This is a genomic window from Sphingobacterium sp. UDSM-2020, assembly GCF_016132525.1.
In the GTDB taxonomy this organism is placed as follows: Bacteria; Bacteroidota; Bacteroidia; order Sphingobacteriales; family Sphingobacteriaceae; genus Sphingobacterium; species Sphingobacterium anhuiense.
Genome location: NZ_CP066166.1, coordinates 2,620,306 through 2,641,641, shown reverse-complemented (window position 1 = coordinate 2,641,641; position 21,336 = coordinate 2,620,306). Strand labels below are relative to the sequence as shown.

Here is a 21,336-nt window from a genome sequence, read left to right as displayed (position 1 = left end):
TGTTTAAAATTTAACGTTTAGACCGAACAAGACACTTTTAGGACGTGGATAATAACCTAAGTCTATACCTGAAACCCAACCATCCGTGCCGTAACCGATTTCCGGATCCATACCGTCGTATTTGGTGAATGTGAATAGATTTTGTCCCTGTACGTAGAAGCGGATCTGATTGGTGAATTTCCAGCGGAGGACTTTGGATAGATCATAACCCAATGTAATGTTACTGATGCGCAGAAAATCGCCATCTTGCAGATAAAGATCGGAGAATTGCCAGTTGACATTTGTTTCGGTAACCCTTGGTATGGTATTGGAAGTGCCTTCACCAGTCCATCTGTCCAAGATCCGTGTGGTATAGTTTCCTTGTTTGTTCGCGTGGTTGCGATAGGACTGTACGATCTTGTTTCCTATCGATCCATAGGCCTGTATTGAAAAATCGACTCCTTTATAATCTAAGCCTAGATTAAATCCATAGGTAAAACTTGGCATACCTACACCGAGATTTATTTTATCGGTTGCATTTATAACACCATCGCCATTTTGGTCTACATACCTGACATCACCAGGTCGTACGTCTGCCTGTAGAACACCCTTTCCGGCATCTCTCCATGCATCAATTTCGGCTTGGTTCTGAAATAAACCATCGGTTTTATATCCCCAAAAATATCCAATCGGCTGACCGTTTTCGGCACGATAAAACTCTTCCGAGTTGTCATAAAGCATAGCTGTTCGACCATGAATAATACCGTCTTCAGTCGGAATCTGACCAACTTTATTTTTGTTATAAGCACCATTAACACCAAAGTTATATTTCAGTTCATTGACGCGGTCAGACCAATTGACCGCAAGCTCAATCCCTGTATTCTTGACATCTCCACCATTGATAAAAGGTGGTCTTGTACCTGTTGTGGCCAGTACGGGCGCCGTAACCAACCAGTCTTTGGTAGTTTTTATATAGAAATCGGTAACAATGTCCAAACGATTATTGCTAAATTTGGCGTCTATACCAATATTGGTCTGCTCGGAAGTTTCCCATGTCAGGTATGGATTAGATAACCGGCTTGGATAAGCTCCTGCAATATTGTTATTGCTTGCTCCAAATACATAGTGCGCTCCGGGGTTGCCAGAAGTGATACCCGTTGAAGTACTTATCGGCGAAGCATATTGAAAATCATCGATATCTTGATTACCTACCTGACCCCATGATGCTCGAAGTTTAAAAAAGTTTATCGCACTTAAGTTGTCTTGAAAAAAATCTTCAGAAGAGATCACCCATCCGGCGGAAACCGAAGGAAAATAACCCCAACGGTTGTCTTTGGAGAATTTGGAAGAGGCATCGGCTCTTAGGGTTGCATTTAAAAGATACTTCTCTTTGTAATTATAACCCATACGTCCAAAATAAGATACCCTGCGGGTAATATTCTCTGGTTTACCGGCCACTGTGCGGGTTTCTACAACATTACCTTTCTCATCTAAGTGCGCCTGACCTGTGGTATTATCCAAGTAAGCATGCGAAAAATCATTGAACTGCGATAATAGATTCCAATTGGAAGCAGATAGATATGTTCCTTGATAACGCAATGATTCCATACCCACCATAGCTGAAAACCGATGATCGCTATTGATACTAAAATCATAGGATGCTGTATTGGTCCAGGTCAGCGTATGACCTTTGCTCATGTTCTGAGAAGTTGTCGTATGATCTTCGTTGTAGGTGTAAATTGAAAAGCGGTACATGGGCGTAAAGCTTCTGTATTCGGATGCATAATAATTAAATCCCAATAGCGACCTAACTTTCAAACCCTTGATTGGTTCAATTTCAGCAAAGACATCGGCCAGCAGTTTCTGACCATCATTGCTATTATTGGAATTGGTCATCATGCTACCATAGGGATTACCGTCTCCGTTGTACCAAGGCGAATTGGAGGTATCGTTAAATGGACTTCCAAAAAGACCATTGTCCGAATAGACGGGAGACAATGGCGATGTGCTAAATGCGCCACGTAGCGTATTGCTGTACTGATCGCCAACACTTACACCTCTATTTTTTATGTAGTTGAAATTGAGATGCTGTCCTATTTTTAGAAAGTTATTCAATAATTTATGTTCCGAATTACTGCGGAAGCCATAGCGTTCGTAGTTGGAAACATCCTTGCCCCCAACAATCCCTTCTTGCGCAACATAATTTAAGGACATCGCGTAGGTTGACTTTTCCGATCCACCGGTTAATCCAATATTATAGTTATCCATCCGGGCATTGTCTTTAAACATGTGGTCCAACCAGCTGGTATTGGCTAAACCTTCCATACCATCAAAATTGATAACGGATGCTCCAGAATTAAGCGACTGTTCATTCATGATGACTTTATATTGGTCGGCATTCAATAGTTTTGCTTTGCGGGCTACATTCTGAATTCCGGTAAAGCCATCAAATGACAAGATACTTTTACCGGCAGCCCCCATTTTTGTAGTCACTAAAACAACTCCATTTGCAGCCTGAGACCCGTAAATGGCTGCAGATGCAGCATCTTTTAATACATCGATCGACTGAATATCTGCCGCATTTAACACCGAAATATCTCCTCCCGGCACACCATCGATCACATATAATGGCCCGGAGTTGCCTATTGTACCTAAACCGCGAACGACAACTTTCATGTCTGCTCCCGGTTGCCCTGAGGTCGATGTGATGGATACACCCGGTGCCTGTCCTTGAAGTGCCTGTAGCGGATTGAGCTGATTACGTTTTTGCAGATCTTCGCCTTCTACTTTAAGATTTGCTCCTGTATTTAATTTCTTTTTTTGTACACCATAGCCAATGACGACCACCTCATCCAGATCGGATACCAATGGTTGCAGACGAATGACCAGATCTGTACCTGAGGCAGCAATTTCTTCTGTTTTATAACCGACATAGGAAATGATCAAGATCGTTCCTTTTGCTGCAGGTATGGAAAATTTTCCAGATTCATTACTACTTGTTGAAGTTGCCTGATTTTTCACTTTAATACTTGCGCCCCCGATTGGCAAGTTGGAATCAGCAGAAACTACTGATCCCGAAAAGGATTGTGCACAGACAACTGAGGTCATGCCCGTCATGACGACGACGGCAATTCCCTTTTTAAACAATTGCTTACTTATCATATAATTTAAAATTTAAAATCGGTTGTATTTATTTTAATTTAACCTGTAGTGTTTTTCCGGAATAAGAAATCATCTTTGATTTTTTGGCCTGTATATCAATACCGGCGCCGTGAGCAGGATCAACAAAAATGATATTGAATTTTCGATCCTTTAGCATACCAGCAAACGAACCAGCACGGTCTGCTAACACGAGTGTTTTTGTGCTGTTGTCATAGGTCATATCGATACGGCTATATTGTCCTTTCTCGTAATTATAATTGATTCCTTCATCTTCATATAGCGTAAATTCACCATCGGCACCATCGTAAACATACAGGTTGATCAGATCTTGTTTTTGCTCAGTTGTAAACTGAATGGTTTTGCCTACTGGCAATATTGATCCTGCTTTTACAAATACCGGCATACGCTCATAAGCAGCTTCTGCTGTGATATCTTGTCCTCCCTGACTCATTTTGCCCGTGTAGAAATTGTACCAATCTCTTCCTTCTGGTAAATGGATGACTCTTGACGTCGCTCCCATTTCTGTAACTGGACTGATCAATAAGGATGGTCCCCACAGGTACTGGTCATTAATATTAAACCCCTTCTGATCTTTGGGAAAGTCCATTGCCAATCCACGAATCATCGAGTAGTCTTCAAAAAATGTCTTTGCGGCTATACTGTAATTGTAAGCCAGAAGTTTATAGCGCAGATTGATGTAATAAACCATGCTTTTATATGCGGGATGATCTTCTGGAGCTATATTAAAAGGTTCGCGAAATGGAAATTGACCATGAGCGCGGAATATAGGCAGGAAAGTGCCATACTGATACCATCTGGCATTCATTTCGCGCCATTCTTCCTGATCTGCAGGATTGGGCTTATGAAACCTATTCTCTACTAAAAATCCACCGGCATCCATCGTCCAGTAAGGCGTACCAGACATTGAGAAATTGATTCCAGCAGCAATCTGATCCTTCATATCATGCCATCTTGAAGCAATATCGCCACTCCACGCTGCTGCCGCATAGCGCTGCTGGCCCGCAAAATAGGAACGTGTTAAAATAAATACACGTTTATTGGGATCTGTTTCGCGCTGTCCCTCATAAATTCCTTTCGCATTTTGAAGTGGAAATGCATTATAATAGCGGACTGATGATCCGATATTTGGCTGAAAGACAGATTTACGTTCGTTCAGATCGATATTTGAATGTATATCAGGTTCACTGGCATCCATCCACCAGGCATCGACGCCAATTTGAAAAAGATTTTTGTCTAATAATTGCCAAAATCCATCGCGTGCTCCTTTATTGAAGGGATCATAAAAAGTCGATGTATATCCTTTTCCGATCCAGTCTTTCCGTCCATCATAAATATTTCTGGTGTAAATCCATTTATTGTCGCTGAACTGTTTGTACACGGTAGATTGTTCATTGATCTTGGGCCATGCCGAAATCATCAACTTATAATTTTGATCATGTAATTTTTTGATCATCCCTGCTGGATCAGGGAATCGCGTCTTATCAAACTGCTGGCTTCCCCAGTCGGGCTCTGACCAGTATGACCAATCTTGTACGATATTGTCAATGGGAATTTTTCGGTTTCGAAATTCTGTTGCGACACTCTCAATCTCCGCTTGCGTTTTATACCGTTCGCGACTTTGCCAGTAACCAAAACTCCATAAAGGCATAATCGGTGCTTTTCCTGACACGTGGCGATATCCAGAAACGACTTCATCCATCGATTGCCCATGTACAAAGTAATAATCAATCGCATCACCGGCTTCAGAGTTAAAAGAAAACACATTTTTACGCTGCGCTGGAATAGGGCTTTGCCAATTTAAAGTAAAATAAGATTCTCCCCCATCTGGCAACCATTCTATACGAATATCATGATCCTCTTCTCGTTTAAATTGCTGTTCAATTTCAAAGGTTCCTGCATTCCAGGATTGTCTCCACCGATCAGCGACCAAATGTCCATCAATCCACACTTTCATGTAACCCGAGTATTTAAAATGAAGCACATGTTTTCCTGAATAAGGAGAAGATATACGGCCTTCGTAGATAACTTTACTGTCTACGAGTTTGACATCTTTGGGAAACTTATGCTGATCTGTCAGGTAACTATATTCGATAATTGATTCGGGACGTGACAGGAAAACTTCGTCATCTTTATGCTTATTCACATAGGTTGCTGTCAACCAACCATGCTCGCCCTCTTTAGAAGTTAATTTAAACGCATTGAGGGGCAGAAAAGCACGTGTATCTCCAGCTTTGGTGATGGAATAGTTGTGCCATAAAAGTCCATAATTGTTTGTCGAAACCAGAAAAGGAATTCCAATTTCGGTATTATATTGCAACAGAGTCACCTGTTTACCGCGATTGTAGTTCATAATCGCATTTTGATGCTGACCAAGTCCAAATATACCCTCAGCGGTGTCTACAATAAAATCTTGATTTAATCGATAAAAAGGATCTCCATTATAGCTGTCGGGAATGAATGCATCGGCATTTCTTTTTGATTCACTAAAAATTTTCTTACCTGATAAATCAAAAAATTCGACTTTCCCGCTCACCAAAGAAACCTTAGCGATAAGATCCGATGTTGTTAAGTTGATCGTCGAATCTGTTGGTTGTACATAAAAGGATTTGAGCTGACGTTGCAAAGAATCGACGACCACCAAACTTGCTTGTGATGGAAATGGATCTCCATAAGGAAGTGCAGTGACGCGGATGATTTTATCCGTGATCACATCCAGATAAACATCTTGATCAATGGCACTTTCAGATCCTTTGAAACTGACCTTGACACCTGATTGGGTTTTTATAAAATTGGATTTATTCACTTGCGCATTTCCATTATGGACAAGTGCAAAAAGCATAATACCGCTCAGAGCAAACTTTAGGTTTTGCATATATAAATAATTACTGGTTTAATTTTGGTTATTTCCCTTTTACCGTTTGAATTGGTAGGATCAAATATAGCGCAGTAGTTATTTCCAGGAGGGGGTATTATGTTAACAATTAGGGTATCTAATGTTAACAGGTGAGATCTGAAGAGATCATCTAAAAATCACAAGAATTTAATTTACAGACTTTTACGATAATAGGATGGTAAAAATCCGAAAGTAGCCTTAAAGTATTTCGTAAATTGTTTGGGATTACTAAAACCAACTTCATATGCAATTTCTGAAAGCGATAAACTGGAATGGTGTATCAGGTGCATGGCTCTTGTTAGGCGGATATGCCTGATGTATTCTGTTGGTGAATATCCGGTAATGGCTAATATCTTTTTATAAAGTCCTACCCGGGTCATGTGCATGTTTCCGGCTAATATTTCGACAGACAACGTCGAGTCCGACAAATCTCGCTCGACTTCAAAAATGAATTCGCGGATAAACTTCTCGTCGGCAGACTCAACCTCTGGCTGGTTGAGTTCGATTGCGATTTGCTTTTTGTATTTTTTGACCAGGGATGATTTTTGATCCAGGACACTGGCGATTTTAGATTTCAGCAATTCAAAATTAAATGGTTTTAGAATATAATCTGAAGCTCCTGCACGGATTGCCTGCAACTGTATTTTTTGATCCAGCACAGCGGTTACCATAATGACAGGAATATGTCGGTAACGTTCTGATGATTTTAGATACGTACAAAAATCGATACCGCTTTCACCAGCAAGCTGAATATCGGCAATCACTAAATCATACTCCTTTTTAGTCAGATGGTCTTTTGCTTCCTTCACGGTACAGACACCATCAACTAAGTATTCATCGTTTAAATTTCTTTTCAAATATTCTAAAAATTCTACATGATCTTCAATCAGCAAAATCTGATTTCTCTTGTTGATTTGTTTCTCTGGGAGTGCTGATGTTTCCGAAATCGCTTCAATCGGTATTTCAACCACAAAACATGATCCTTCTCCGACTTTGCTCTGAACGGAAATATTTCCGTTTAGAAACTCGACATATTCTTTCACAATGGCTAATCCAATACCTGTACCTTGATTTAAACGGCCACTGTTGATATCATATTGAAAATAACGGTCAAATATCCGATTTTGATATTCTTCCGGTATCCCGGGACTTTGGTCTTTAATCTCTAATCGCCATATATCGAGGTCATCGTTTTGTTCCTTAATTGTGCTCGTGATATGTATTGTACCTCCCGATCTGCTGAACTTAATTGCATTGGACAATAGGTTGAATAGGATACTTTCCAATTTTCCTTTGTCAAAATTACCGAGATAATGATCGCGGTTATATATTACCTCGATGCAGAGCGAATTGACTTCGGCCAATTGGAAAAAGGGTTCAATCTGTTCTTTAGTAAAAAGAATTAAATCGCCATATTCGTCCATACGGCTAAGCTGATTTTTTTCCAGTTTTCGAAAATCCAGCAATTGATTGACCAAAATCAATAGACGAGATGCATTTTTATTGATCAGCCTTAAATTTTCCTTTTTATGCAGATCTGTTTCTTCTTTTAGAAGCTGCTCTGATGGGGTTAAAATTAAACTGATCGGCGTTCTGAACTCGTGGCTTACATTAGTAAAGAAACGTGTCTTCAACTCTTCGAGTTCTTTTGCTTGCAACGCCTGTTCTTTGACCATTATCAATTGATTTCGTGTCTTTGTCCGCAGTTTTACCCAAGCTTGCCACAGGTAGATACAGGAAATAGAAATCAGCACGTAAAGCATTAATGCCCAATTGCTCCTCCAAAAAGGAGGCTCAATCACGAGGGTTAATAATAATGTTTTTTCGGACCAGCTTTCATTATCGACTGAATGTCGGATGTAAAATCGATATGTTTTGGAATCAAGATTCGTAAAATTGGCCTTCATTGTTCCCGTTTCAAAATCAAACCACTCCTCACTGAGTCCATCCAACTGATACTGGTAGATCCGATTATCCTGCTGCAAATAATTAAATGAGGATAGTTCCAAGGAGATCGCATTTTGATCATATGGCAGTTCTAATTTCTTCACATTGGTCAGTGCCTCATTATAAATAACCTTGCCGTTTACACGTTCACCAACGTTGATTTTACGATTAAAAAGATAGATATTGGATAGAACAGGTGTTATATTTTCTTTTGATCCCAAAATTTGATTTGGATCAATAATATTATAACCGTTTGGTCCTCCAAATATGAGCTGGCCGTTATCCATCTTTAAAGCTGAATTTTCATTAAAGACATTGCTTTGTAGTCCCTGTTCTTTGGTGAAGTTACGAATGACAAATTGCTTAGCATTTTGATTGGGAACAATTTCAGATAATCCTTTTGCTGTTGAGGCCCACATATTGCCCTTATTATCTTTTATTAATGCCAGTACGGCATTGTCAATCAGACCGTCGCTCGTATTGAGGAATTGGATCGTTTCATCCTGAATGATATTAATTCCTTCTTGAGTGGCCACCCAAATGCGACCTAGTTCATCTTCCTTAATATCATATATCAAATCATTGGAAAGACGCAACTTGCCTTCTTTTTCATTAAATTGATGTATTTCTCCATTTGACCGAATCAGTTCGATGCCTGTAGCAGTTCCAACCCAGATATTATTTTTTGAATCTTCAAATAAGACAGATACATAGGTGCTGGAAATTGTCTTTCCCTCACGCGAGCGATAGGTGGAAAACGTTTCCATATCCTTATTAAACAAATATAAACCAGCAGATAGTGTTCCAACCCAGAAACGACCTCTTGAGTCTTCAAATATTTCCCAGACGCTATCGTCTGGTAACCGATCAGTACCCTTGTTGTATGTTTTGAAACTTTTACCATCGAACCGACTCAATCCCCCGTGGTAAGTACCTACCCAAAGTATATTTTTTTGATCCAGATACAGACTTACGACAACGTTACTGGGTAAAGAAGTTGCATCATTTGGATTGTGCAGATATTGTTTATATACTTTATCTTGAAAGTTATAATGCAAAAGACCGCCACCATTTGTACCAATCCATAAGTTATGATTTTGATCTTGAATAAACCTGTTGACATCATCAAATGGCAATGTTTTGGCGTAACCTGCATAATTCTGGTATACCGGAAAAAGCAGTAAGTTTGGGTGATAATAACTGATGCCGCCCTTATATGTCCCAACCCAGATAATGCCTTTCGGATCTTTATACAGGGAGGTAATACTATTATAGGGTAAACTTCTTAAATTATACCCCTCGTGATTGATCACAAAAAGTGATTGCGTCTTTTTATTAAAGACGTTGATTCCACCATGATCAGTAGCTAACCAAATCAAACCTTGTTCATCTTGAACGATACTGCCTACAAATACATTCGAAAGTTGCTCTTTGATATGACTGATCTCATCCGATCCAGCTTTGACCCAAAATACGCCGATTGGAACATTTTTTGAATAAATCCACAGATCGCCTTCGCGATCTATAAATAGACCATAAGTAACGCGCTGTTTGCTGGCAGGTAAAGAAAATTGTTTAAGAATATTCCAGCTCTTTTTTTGTACGAGCTGTGTCAAACCGTTTTCATAGATTATCCAAAAAGATTCCTTCGAATAATTTACAACATCGACAATTTTTTGATTCTTAAGTGGTGAAAATTTTCTCGTTTTTTTTGAAATCGTATGTGTTAGCATGAATGAATTATCGCTGTACAAAACAGCATATTCATCATCTTCAAAATGGCGGATAATTTGAGGATCTCCGATCGGTAAATTCCATGTCTGAAGAATGGAATCTATATTTTGAATGATTACTCCTTTTTTTTGATCGTACACATTCATTTTCGAATGGGTACGGATCCAAATTTGCTCCCCTGGTCCTTCAAATAATGCCGATATACGATTACTGCTCAGTCCAAAACCTTTGTTTGATGAATACCGGAAATTTGTAAATTGAAGTCCATCAAATCGACTAAGTCCAGATTCTGTTCCAAACCACATGTAATTATATTGATCTCGTAGGCTGCAATTGATATGGTTATGTACCAATCCTTGATCGGAAGTGATGTTCTTAAAAGAATAGACTGTTCCTTGCTCTTGACCGAAACAAAAACTAGTAATCCATGAAAAAAGAAGTATACTGATCGAAAGTAAGGTACTACGGATCATCAAAATTTATAATTAGTACTGTAATACCAATATTAACAAAAATATTATTCAAATAAGAATAACCGCTTGAAGTTTCTACGTTTGCGCAGAGAAATTTCATGGAGCTTCAACAAACGATGAGCGTTACTAATCAAGATCCCGCAAGACGAGAAAGAACAAAAAAACTATTTAATCAGGCTTTAAAAATAAGAAGTAATTGGATAGAACTATATTGATGGCTGGATAAAAACTCGTGACAGGATCAGGTTTTGAACATCCCGTACTTTCTCAAAGAAAATTACGTTCCTGCATTTTAACTGTTGTGGAAATGCAGGAACAATATGCCTATTTTACCTTCTCGGAATAGAAAACAACCTGATCAACAATATGGATGACACCGTTGTCCGGAACAAGATTTGACGTACGGATTTGCCATTGCTTATTGGTTCCTTCATTGATGAGCCCAACATAGGTACCGGTATGGGATAGATACATGATCTGACCATTTTCAGTCTGATATGCAATGGGCTTATTTTTTGGAGCCAAAGCCGGATCATTAAAATTCACTACTGCCTTTACAATATGATATCGCAACATATCTTTCAGTATGGTTACCGGTACTGTACCTATAGCGTCGTAATTATTTTCTTCTAAATATGCCTTAAACGCACGATTCGTGGGCAGAATAAAGGTCGATTTCTCTGTACGTTCGTATAATCCTTCATCCTTACCTAGCATAATTGCTTCTTTTAGGGAAGACAAAGAATCATTTTTTTGGATATAGTCCCATACGGACATATTTAATCTGCTATTGTCTGCTGCGTAATCGTATTCAAAGCTGTCCTGTACTTCGCAACTAAAAAAAGTAACCAGCACAACAAAACTGCACAGGAAAAGCGTAACGATATATTTGATCTTCTTCATATGATTATCTATAGAATTCATTTTGTTTCAAATTTGGATTTTTAAGTAGTTCGCCTTCGTGTATCGGCCACAGCAGATTTCGATTGTCCGAGAGGCCATTGATCGGTTTCATTGTTGAAATGACAGTTCCAGTCCGTACAAGATCAAACCATCGATGTCCCTCAAAACAAAGCTCTACGGATCTTTCATGCAAAATTCCGGTGAGTAAGCTTCCAAATTGGGTATTGGCTTTATTTTGATCCAAAGCAGGGAGTCCGGCACGGAAGCGGATACGATTAAGTAATGCTAATGCCTCAACGGTCTGGTTTAAATTTGCATGTGCTTCGGCCTTTAGTAAAACAACATCAGCTACTCTGGTTAATACCATATTGCCAGCCGAAGGTTCTGGACTCTCGTCATTAAATCCCTGTCCAAAAAATTTCCAGATCTTTCGTGGCTGTACTTGGGACACATCGTAAATACGTGGTTTACGAAGATCATCTGGTTCGATAGACGCAATAAAAGATGTACTGGGTACATAGTCACTATCTGATCCCATGGCGTACCATATACGGAGGTTATTGGTCTGTACTTCATTGTAGCCGACTTCAAAAATACTTTCAGCACTGCTCCCTTTTACAAAAATATTATTCCAATCCTCGATCGACACCAAGGTATATTGCGGATCCGCGAGCACTTTTTCGGACATTTCTATGGCCTGCGCATATTTCTTTTGCCACATATACAGTTGGGTCAGAAATGCATAAGCAGCTCCTTTGGTGATCAGCACGCGATTCCCAGCTCCTGAATAATTTGTAGCACAATTCTCCGTCGCGAGCATCAAATCTTCCTCTACCTTAGCCAATACTTCAGCCTCCGTGTTCTTTTGGACAAACAGCTCCTGACCCAAACCCTCGTACGGTTCAATGACTAAGGGTACCTCCCCCCAGATCCGAACTAAGTAAAAATAAGCGAGTGCCCTTAATGCATGTGCCTGCCCGAGTAATTGTTTTTTAAGTTCGCTATCCTCAGTTCCAAATGCCTGAGGAATATATTTGATTGCGTAATTCGCACGGGATATAACGGTGTAAAAATTATCCCACCGTGCTGAATTGATAATTGGCGTTAACGTATTTTGTTGCAGCGCTCCAGGATCACCGGCATGACGGGTCACCACATTATCAGCCCGGCCCTCGCCCCAGTGGGCATAATTTTGACGAAAAAGAGTTTGTAGACCATTATAGATTCCATTGACTCCAGCTTGGGCATCACTGGGCTTTTTATAATACCCTTCTCCAGAAAAATTGCTAATAGGTTCTTTATCCAGCAATGAATTAGAACAGCTGGTAGCAGATAGAAAAAGAATAGACCAAAATATGTATTTATACATTTTTTTCATCGTTATTTATTAAAGTCCAAAGATTAAACCAAACGTAAATGTGCGGCTCTGTGGATAAGAGCCTTCATCCAATCCTACACGAAGACCGGAATAGGAATTGACATCTGGGTCAAAGCCCGTATATTTTGTCCAGGTGACCAGATTCGCAGCGGTAACAAATGCATCCAACTTGCGCATACCGATCCGTTTGCTCAAAGCTGAATCAAAAGAATATCTTAAATTGACGTTCTTTAATTTGAGATACGAACCATCTTCAACCCATCTACTTTGGACCCTGCTATCGGACTGTTTTGGATCGTCCCGAATCAATCGGGGAAAATCTGTTTGATCTCCCTGCTCCCGCCACCGATTCAGGGCATCGGTCGATAAATTGTTGTAACGAACGATTGAGTTTCGTTGATGATTCAATTCGTTATAAATCTGATTACCGACAGCATATTGAAAAAACACATTCAGATGAAAGTTCTTATAGCTAAAATCGTTGGAGATCCCGCCAAAATATTTAGGTTCTGCATATCCGATTATCTCCCGGTCATTCTGATCGATAATTTTGTCATTGTTTACATCCTTCCAAATGGGGTCTCCACCTACAAAGACTGCTCCGTTGGCTCCATTAGTGAGCTTGTTTGTATTGTCTTCGTCACGCGCATACACGCCAAGAAAATTCCAGCCATAAAATACGCCAATAGGTAAACCTTCTTGTAGTATATGGAAATTACCGTTTTGGATATGCCCATTGGTCAATAAATTCTTAGGTAAAGAGGTCACTTTATTCCTATTCAAGCTAATGTTTACATTCGTGCTCCAACGAAATGCGCCTTCTAGATTACGGGTCTGTAGGCTAAATTCCAGGCCCCGATTCTCAATCGAACCTATGTTTTGTGTAATATATTCAAAGCCAGAAGTTCCGGGGGTAGGCACATTATACAGCAGATCTTTCGTTTTCTTCAAGTACGCATCTGTTGAAAATAGGATTCTATTTTTAAAAAATCCGAGCTCTAAACCCAGATTATATTGGTGGGTAGTCTCCCAAGTGAGGCTCGGATTGGGCATCACAGTAGGCGCAGCGCCCGAAAAATCCAAATAGTTTGTTCCTAAGGTAAACTCTCCTCTTGATGTGTAATCACCGATGGCTTCATTTCCAGTACTTCCGAGACTAAAGCGGAGCTTACCGTCACTCAGCCAGCCTAGATTTTTGATACCTTCTTCTTCCACAAAACGCCATCCTGCAGATGCAGAGGGAAAGAACCCAAACCGTCGATCACGGCCAAAGCGGGAAGAACCGTCAGAACGAAGATTGAATTCCAACAAATATTTGCTCTCATAATCGTAAGTAACCCGGCCAAAATAAGAAAGCATAGCATGTTCGGAAGCGACATTTACTCCCTGGTTTGAAATGACAGATGCACCATTGAGTGTACGTATGTCATCGCTTGGAAAATATTGTCCGTCAAGACCTGTACGGTCATAACGCCATTTCTGAAAGCTCATGCCAAACACCGCTCCAATGTGGTGCTTATCCGCTATATTTTTTGTGTATGTAAAGTAACTCTCATTCCCCCATGTAAGATTTCCAGAAGATCGTACAGCACCGCTATTGTATCCTTCGCGATAGTCCAGTATCGATGGCATAAATTCATCTTCCTTCATTGAAATATAATCCAGATTGACATTGCTCCGGAACTTAAGATCCTGATAAATATCAATTTCTAGATATTGGCTTCCAATGATACGGTTGCTCTTATTGAGATTGGTGGAAAATAAAGCCATACCGACAGGATTCCGCTGACCAATCATATAGCCGTTCAATGATCCATCAGGTAAGTACATTGACATATTTGGTGGCCTTACCAATAAACTCCTGATAATACTCAAATTCCCGGAGCCAGCAGCATTCGTTCGATTGTTTACCGCGTTGGTGTACGAAATGCTCTGCCCTATCCGCACACGATCTGAAATTGTAAAGTCAACATTCAGTCGGGAGGTAAACCGTTTATAATTCGAATTCAATATGACTCCATCTTGATCCAAATAGGACGAACTCCAGGCGTATTTTGTTCCTTCATTCCCTCCCCTTACAGAGAGATCTAACTTATACTGTTTTGCTGTACGCATCAATTCATCCTGCCAGTCTACATCACCATTGTTCATGGGGTTTAGGGAGTCGATAATCGTATAGAAAGGGTCTTCTGGGATTGTCATGCCGCGATAAGAGTCCAACACTGCTTCTCGATACTGTCTGGCATTAAGAACACTTAGTTTTCGCGTCAAGGAACTCACTCCTGCATTTGCATTCAATATTACTTCTGGCTTACCTGCTGCACCACGTTTGGTCGTAATCATCACAACTCCATTGGCCGCGCGGGAACCATAAATTGCTGTTGACGCTGCATCTTTTAGTATTTCAATGGAGGCGATATCGCTTGGATTGATATCCGCCATTGGATTTAGACCTGAATTTTCTGTACCATTTAAAGAAGAAATAGAATTGGATTCTAACGGGATACCATCTACAACAAAAAGCGGATTATTACCCGAGTTCAGCGAAGAACTTCCCCGAACACGGATACTCATTTCTCCACCCGGTGCTCCCGAATTGGACGATACCTGCACGCCGGCTGCCCGTCCCTGTAAAATGGAAATCGGATCCTGCAACGTTGTTTTCTCAATTTCAGCATCCCCCACAGAAACAATAGCTCCTGTTAGATTTCGTTTTTTCTGACGGCCATATCCCACCACAACCGTTTCTTCGATCACATTGGAAACAGGTGCTAAAGATATTGTATAGCTTGTGCGCGTATCTATTTTTATCGTCTGACTGGAATATCCCAAAAATGAAAAAGTTAGCGATTGTCCTATTGCCCCATTGTCTAATACAAAACCACCCTGTTTATCTGTCGTTACGGTCGTACCATTTTTATCGTCAAGCTTTATCGTAACACCTAACAAAGGTGTCTTTGTCACCGCATCGATCACTTTACCGAGGATCGTTTTTTGCTGCGCTGCCGCAACGCCAGGAATAATCAATAGGACATGCAAAAAGAACAAGGATGGTACATAATATGACAACCATAGTTTACATTGGGTAGCACTAAATTTCATACAAAGGTTTTAAGTTTAGATCATCTATAAATTGTCGATAACGATTAATAAAAAGTATTTTAATGAAAACATTTACATTAAAACTTAAGCATTATCAAATAATTAACGACGAAAAAAAACCTATAGTATCTGGAGCAATACATTTTGTAACATTATTGTTATAAAATGTATTTAAGGCTTCTGAAGCACACACTTATTATGACCGATTTATGAGGGGAATTGGCAGATATAAATTATTTAGTGGAGGTAAAAAAGATTTTATTTAGTAAGTACCTATAACCAGAGGCTTTAGTATCCTTTCCTTGAAAATTTTCCCAGATTGAGTTTTTGAAAAACTTTCAAAACCTTCCAGGTTTTTAATTTTGTCAAGTTCTGAATTGAGATAAGGATCGGTCGTTATTATTGATAAAACGGCAGGGTCATCTTGCCAAAGATCTGATAAAACAAGGATACACTTTTCCAGTCCTAAAGCAATCAATTCTGCAAGCTTGGTATTAGCAAATATATGTTCCGGTTTTCTGAAATATGCATGATTGAGCTGAAGGTATTTACTGCTAATCCATGAAGCTACTTCTTCACTCTGGACACCTATCTTACCATCTTGAACACCAAGTTCGCTTATAAAATCATGTGCCTCCACAATATCGATCAGGCCAAAATGATATAGATCCCTAATGGTATAATCTATTCGATCTGCACAAAGCTCAGGTAGCGGCATCTCAAGCAAGGTATGCTTTGGATCTTCCAATAAGGAAGTACTGAATCCATATTTAGCGAAAATGTTAGGTATCGTAGACTTTCCTATTACTGTTTCAAAAATTTGCTCATGATAATCTTCGCCTTTATGCTGCAAGACATAATCAATCACATGTGAAAAAGCAGTGTGCGAAACATCGTGCAAAAGCGCAGCGATCTGTTCTTCCAGACTACCTCCAAGTTTCCGCACAAGAAGCATAACGCCGATAGAATGTTCATATCTGCTATGATCAACATGTGGAGAGACCAGAAAGATGGCACCTCCCTGATGAACATTTTTTAATCGTAGAACGGGTTTCGAGCTTATAAGCTCGCTAAGAATATCTTCAAGTTCGAAATTACCGTAAAAAATATCACTTACCATCATAATTCAAATATAAAGCATTTAAGGTAATGATAGAGTTAAAAATGAAAACGCCCTTCTTTATATAAGAATTCCTTTAAAAAATCATTTACACAACAATTGGGCAGTCGGATGTACCGCAAAAACTTGTTTAAAACGTTGAACTCCATTTTCTAATACATAATTCTAATGATCGAATGGATCTTATTAAAAGAAAATCGAACTCAGGAAGCATTAAAATATAAACTAAAACAATTATCTTTAAAGTCTAAGAAGCTGCAAGTTACATCAGCTCATTATCCATCAAATTAAAAACCATAAGACAAATTATTATGCTTAAAAAAATTTCAGGTTACTTCGTACTTCTTTTGATTTCGACTGGTAGCTATGCGCAAAATTTCGACTCCCAAAAACTCGATTCGTATTTTGCATCACTGGAGCAAAATAACAAATTTATGGGAAGTGTGGCTATATCAAAAAATGGTACACTTATCTATTCCAAATCGGTTGGCTTTTCTGATCTTGAGAACAATAAGAAAGCAACCCCAAATTCTAAGTATAGAATTGGTTCCATTTCAAAAACATTTACTTCTGTTTTGGTTTTGAAAGCTGTAGAAATGAATAAACTAAAGCTAGATCAAACGATCGAAAGCTTTTTTCCAACGATTAAAAATGCCGAAAAAATAACCATAAAACACTTATTAAGCCACAGAAGTGGAATACATAATTTTACAGATGACAAGGATTACCTGACCTGGAATACACAACCTAAGACCGAAAAAGAAATGGTAGCAATCATTGCAAAAGCGGGCAGCGATTTTGTACCCGACAGTAAAGCGCAATACAGCAATTCGAATTTTGTACTTCTAACCTACATACTTGAAAAAAGTTTCAAAAAAAGTTATACAGATCTGTTAAAAGAATTGATCACAAAGCCTCTTGATTTGAAGAATACCTATATGGGAGGAAAAATTAATCCGGCGAAAGAAGAATGTAAGTCATATACCTTTAATGAGAAATGGATTCTTCAACCTGAAACAGATATTTCTATACCTTTGGGAGCTGGAGGAGTTGTTTCTACACCAAGCGATTTGGTCGATTTCAGCAATGCACTGTTTAATGGCAAATTGTTGAATCCTGAAAATCTTGAAATCATGAAAAGCATCAAAGATCAATATGGTGTAGGCTTATTTCAAATTCCTTTTTATGACAAAATTGGATATGGACACACCGGAGGAATTGATGGTTTTAGTTCTGTCTTTTCTCATTTTGCTGACGAGAATATTGATTTTGCTTTAACTTCAAACGGAACTCATTTTAATAATAACAATATTGCTATTGCGCTATTAAGTGCAGTCTATAATAAACCATATGATATTCCAAATTTTTCCAGCCACGAAGTATCTTCAGAAGATCTGGAAAAGTATTTAGGCATTTATGCGTCCAAACAAATCCCTTTGAAAATTACGATTACAAAAGACAAAAAAACGTTGATGGCTCAGGCAACAGGACAGTCGGCATTTCCTCTTGAAGCAACAGAAAAAGATAAATTCAAATTTGAACAGGCAGGGATTGTTTTAGAATTTAGCCCGGAAGATAAGACAATGAAATTGAAACAAGGTGGGGGAGAATTTCTGTTCAATCTGGAATAATAAATCAGTAGATCAAGTAAGACGTTCTAAGCCGATTACAATATAAAATGCTTGTAAATATACGATTTGCAAGCATTTTTTTTGTTCATATATCTTGCAATATGAAGCTTTTTCAACCCGCTACTAAAAAGAAAAAAATCAAAGAAGTAATCTGCCATACTGATTATAACGATTGATGATTTTGAGAACAATCTAGCAATCACTATCTTAGTTGAACCGTTTCTATTTATTATAGTCGAGACCGATGCATCCGATCAATACGATATGGAATACATTAGGCTTTAATTAAATAATACTAATTACTTCATAACCCTAAACCAACAATATGACAAAATTTATGCTCCTATTTTTGTTGCTCCCTATTTTTATTGATAGTAGTGCACAACAAACGCAATTGCAACTCAAAACCGCAAAAAATATCATCCTCGAAACTGCTGACATCGCACTGGTTCTGAATGTAGAGGAAAACAAAGATGTCAATATGGTTTACCTTGGAAATAAGCTGTCAAAATCGGATGAATATACACAAGTAACCACACAATATAAACAGGCTCATGACTACACCAGTATGTATCAATCTGCTTATGCAGCTTCGGGCACCCGAAACTTACTTGAACCCGCAATAAGTGTCGAGCATGCCGACGGAAATCAATCTTTAGATCTTAAATATATCGACCATAAAAATGATATCAGTACGGCAGGAAAACAGCATGTCACCATCTTTATGAAAGATGATCTGTATCCCTTTTATGTGGAATTACATTATCTGGCAAATTATCAGGACAATATCTTTGAACAATGGACGGTTATTCGGCATGAAGAGAAAAAAAATGTAAAACTAACCAAATTTGCTTCGGCTAACCTCAACCTGAAATCAGACGATTTCTACTTGCGCAGCTATCACGGCGACTGGATAGCGGAAATGCAACCTGAAACAGAAAGACTTACCCACGGCATCAAAACACTGGACAGTAAACTGGGTACCCGGACCAACTTGTTGATGAGCTCTTATTTTGCCATTGGTATGGATAAGATATGGAATGAAACACAGGGAACTGTATTATTGGGAGGATTGGATTGGAGCGGTAACTTCAGAATTGATTTTGAAAAAGATCCGCAAGATAATTTGAGAATTATTGCGGGCATCAATAATTATGCTTCACATTATGCCTTAAAGCCTAAAACACCTTTCGTCACTCCGAAATTTACTTATACACTTTCCACCAAAGGTGTAGGAGAAGGATCTCGTAATTTCCATCGATGGGCAAAAAATAATCGCCTAGTTGATGGAAACGGAGAACGCCTAACTTTACTCAATAACTGGGAAAGTACCTATTTTGATTTTGATGAAAAGAAAATCTTTCATCTGCTGGAAAATACCAAAAAATTAGGTGTTGATCTTTTCCTGTTAGATGATGGTTGGTTTGGAAATAAATATCCCCGCAATGCGGACACGTCTGCATTAGGTGATTGGACTGAGAATAAGAAAAAACTGCCCAATGGAATTGCCTCAATCACAAAAGAAGCCGATAAAGTGGGTGTAAAATTTGGTATCTGGGTAGAACCCGAGATGATAAGTCCCAAAAGTGAACTTTATGAAAAGAAACCAAAATGGGTGGTGAAGCAGACAAACAGGCCTGAATATTATTTTAGGAATCAGCTCGTGCTGGACTTATCCAATCCCGAAGTACAGGATTTTGTCTTCAACACTCTTGATCAATTATTACAGAAAAATCCTTCTTTAGCTTATATCAAATGGGACTGTAATGCTGTTATATACAACGCATACTCGAGTTTCCAAAGTGACCAAAATAATTTCTATGTTGACTACACATTAAGCTTATACAAGATTCTAGAACGATTCCGCGCCAAGTATCCGAAACTTCCTATGATGCTTTGCTCTGGTGGTGGTGGGCGTATCGATTACGGTGCATTAAATTACTTTAGTGAATATTGGCCAAGTGATAACACGGATCCTTACGATCGGATCTTTATGCAATATGAAAACTCGCTGTTCTTCCCCGCAATAGGAAGTGCTAACCATGTCACCACTTTTGGGAAGCAGGATCTTAAATTTAAAATTGATGTAGCCATGATGGGAAAAATGGGTTTTGACCTCAATCTAGAAGAATTGCGTCCGGAAGAACTAAGTTTCGCACAAAAAGCGGTTAAAACATACGATAACATCAAAGACATCGTATGGCATGGTGATCTTTATCGATTTTCTAATCCTAGAGAAAATAATTATGCTAGTCTTGCATACATCAACAGCGATAAAAGTAAAGCGGTTATGTTCAATTACCTCACCTTTTATAACCATGTTTTTAAAACCACTAAACCGATCAAATGGCAAGGTTTAGACCCAAATAAATCTTACAGGGTTCAAGAAATAAACTTGTATCAAGATGATAAAACAATCGCTGAAGACCTGATTCTATCCGGAGACTTCTTAATGAATATCGGTTTAAATCCTGTTTTAGAAAATAACAGAAGAAGCGTAGTCATCTTGTTGACAGCTACTCCATAAGTAAATCGATCACTTAACAACTTTAAATATCCTATTTCCTTATCCATTCGACTGGGAAAGGGAATAGGATATTTTATTACAACGAATTTTTAATTTTGTCTCTATGGATCAAACCCCAGTTTACCAGTGTCTCGGTCACCGGAAATACTGATTTCCCATATTCTGTTACAGCATAAATGACCGTAATGGGTTTGGTATCTTGAATGGTTCTTGTAATCAGAAGATTAATTTCAAGCTCTCGGAGTTCTTTAGTAAGCATTTTAGCTGAAATTCCCGCGATACCACGTTGTAACTTCTTAAAATGAATCTGTTGGTCCGTTCTGTTGGTTAGATAGCGTAAAATCATCAGTTTCCACTTACCGCCCAGCACATCGAGACTATCGCGCATTGCAAATAGCTCCTCTGTACATGTCGCCGGTCTTTCTACACCGTTCTCTATAATATTTGCCATAATAGTTACCTTAAT

10 protein-coding genes are annotated in these 21,336 nt (G+C 38.9%); 2 read left to right on the top strand and 8 right to left on the bottom strand.

Annotation, left to right across the window (positions count from 1 at the left end; translation table 11 throughout):
- Window positions 1–3: 3 nt before the first annotated feature.
- The 7 genes from JAZ75_RS11130 to JAZ75_RS11100 all read right to left on the bottom strand — a co-directional run bounded on the left by JAZ75_RS11130 (window position 4) and on the right by JAZ75_RS11100 (window position 16,715).
- Window positions 4–3,141 (bottom strand): SusC/RagA family TonB-linked outer membrane protein, encoded by a 3,138-nt coding sequence (locus tag JAZ75_RS11130; protein ID WP_208701826.1) that lies wholly within the window; start codon window positions 3,139–3,141, stop codon window positions 4–6.
- A 28-nt stretch (window positions 3,142–3,169) separates the two neighbouring features.
- Window positions 3,170–6,034 (bottom strand): TIM-barrel domain-containing protein, encoded by a 2,865-nt coding sequence (locus JAZ75_RS11125; protein ID WP_232789413.1) that lies wholly within the window; start codon window positions 6,032–6,034, stop codon window positions 3,170–3,172.
- Between the two features lie 173 nt (window positions 6,035–6,207).
- The gene (locus tag JAZ75_RS11120; protein ID WP_208701824.1) at window positions 6,208–10,209 is read right to left on the bottom strand and encodes a hybrid sensor histidine kinase/response regulator transcription factor; all 4,002 of its coding nucleotides are present in this window, start codon (window positions 10,207–10,209) and stop codon (window positions 6,208–6,210) included.
- A gap of 324 nt (window positions 10,210–10,533) precedes the next feature.
- A complete protein-coding gene (locus JAZ75_RS11115) occupies window positions 10,534–11,112 on the bottom strand; it encodes a fasciclin domain-containing protein (protein ID WP_232789412.1) in 579 nt (192 codons plus the stop codon).
- A 4-nt stretch (window positions 11,113–11,116) separates the two neighbouring features.
- On the bottom strand, window positions 11,117–12,481 hold the full coding sequence (locus JAZ75_RS11110) for a RagB/SusD family nutrient uptake outer membrane protein (protein ID WP_232789411.1): 1,365 nt from the start codon (window positions 12,479–12,481) through the stop codon (window positions 11,117–11,119).
- 18 nt (window positions 12,482–12,499) lie between these two features.
- Window positions 12,500–15,592, bottom strand: a complete 3,093-nt coding sequence (locus JAZ75_RS11105) for a SusC/RagA family TonB-linked outer membrane protein (RefSeq protein ID WP_208701818.1) — start codon at window positions 15,590–15,592, stop codon at window positions 12,500–12,502.
- A 262-nt stretch (window positions 15,593–15,854) separates the two neighbouring features.
- Complete coding sequence (locus JAZ75_RS11100) at window positions 15,855–16,715, bottom strand: HD domain-containing protein (RefSeq protein WP_208701816.1); 861 nt, start codon at window positions 16,713–16,715, stop codon at window positions 15,855–15,857.
- A gap of 308 nt (window positions 16,716–17,023) precedes the next feature.
- On the opposite strand from JAZ75_RS11100, the gene JAZ75_RS11095 reads away from it, so the two are divergent.
- Together JAZ75_RS11095 and JAZ75_RS11090 are read left to right on the top strand one after the other, a co-directional pair.
- Window positions 17,024–18,343: a serine hydrolase domain-containing protein gene (locus tag JAZ75_RS11095; protein WP_208701814.1), complete on the top strand. Its 1,320-nt coding sequence runs from the start codon at window positions 17,024–17,026 to the stop codon at window positions 18,341–18,343.
- Window positions 18,344–18,668: 325 nt separating this feature from the next.
- Window positions 18,669–20,870, top strand: a complete 2,202-nt coding sequence (locus tag JAZ75_RS11090) for an alpha-galactosidase (RefSeq protein ID WP_208701812.1) — start codon at window positions 18,669–18,671, stop codon at window positions 20,868–20,870.
- Window positions 20,871–20,946: 76 nt separating this feature from the next.
- On the opposite strand, the gene JAZ75_RS11085 is transcribed toward JAZ75_RS11090, so the two are convergent.
- Complete coding sequence (locus tag JAZ75_RS11085; RefSeq protein WP_132845892.1) at window positions 20,947–21,321, bottom strand: winged helix-turn-helix transcriptional regulator; 375 nt, start codon at window positions 21,319–21,321, stop codon at window positions 20,947–20,949.
- Window positions 21,322–21,336 lie beyond the last annotated feature (15 nt).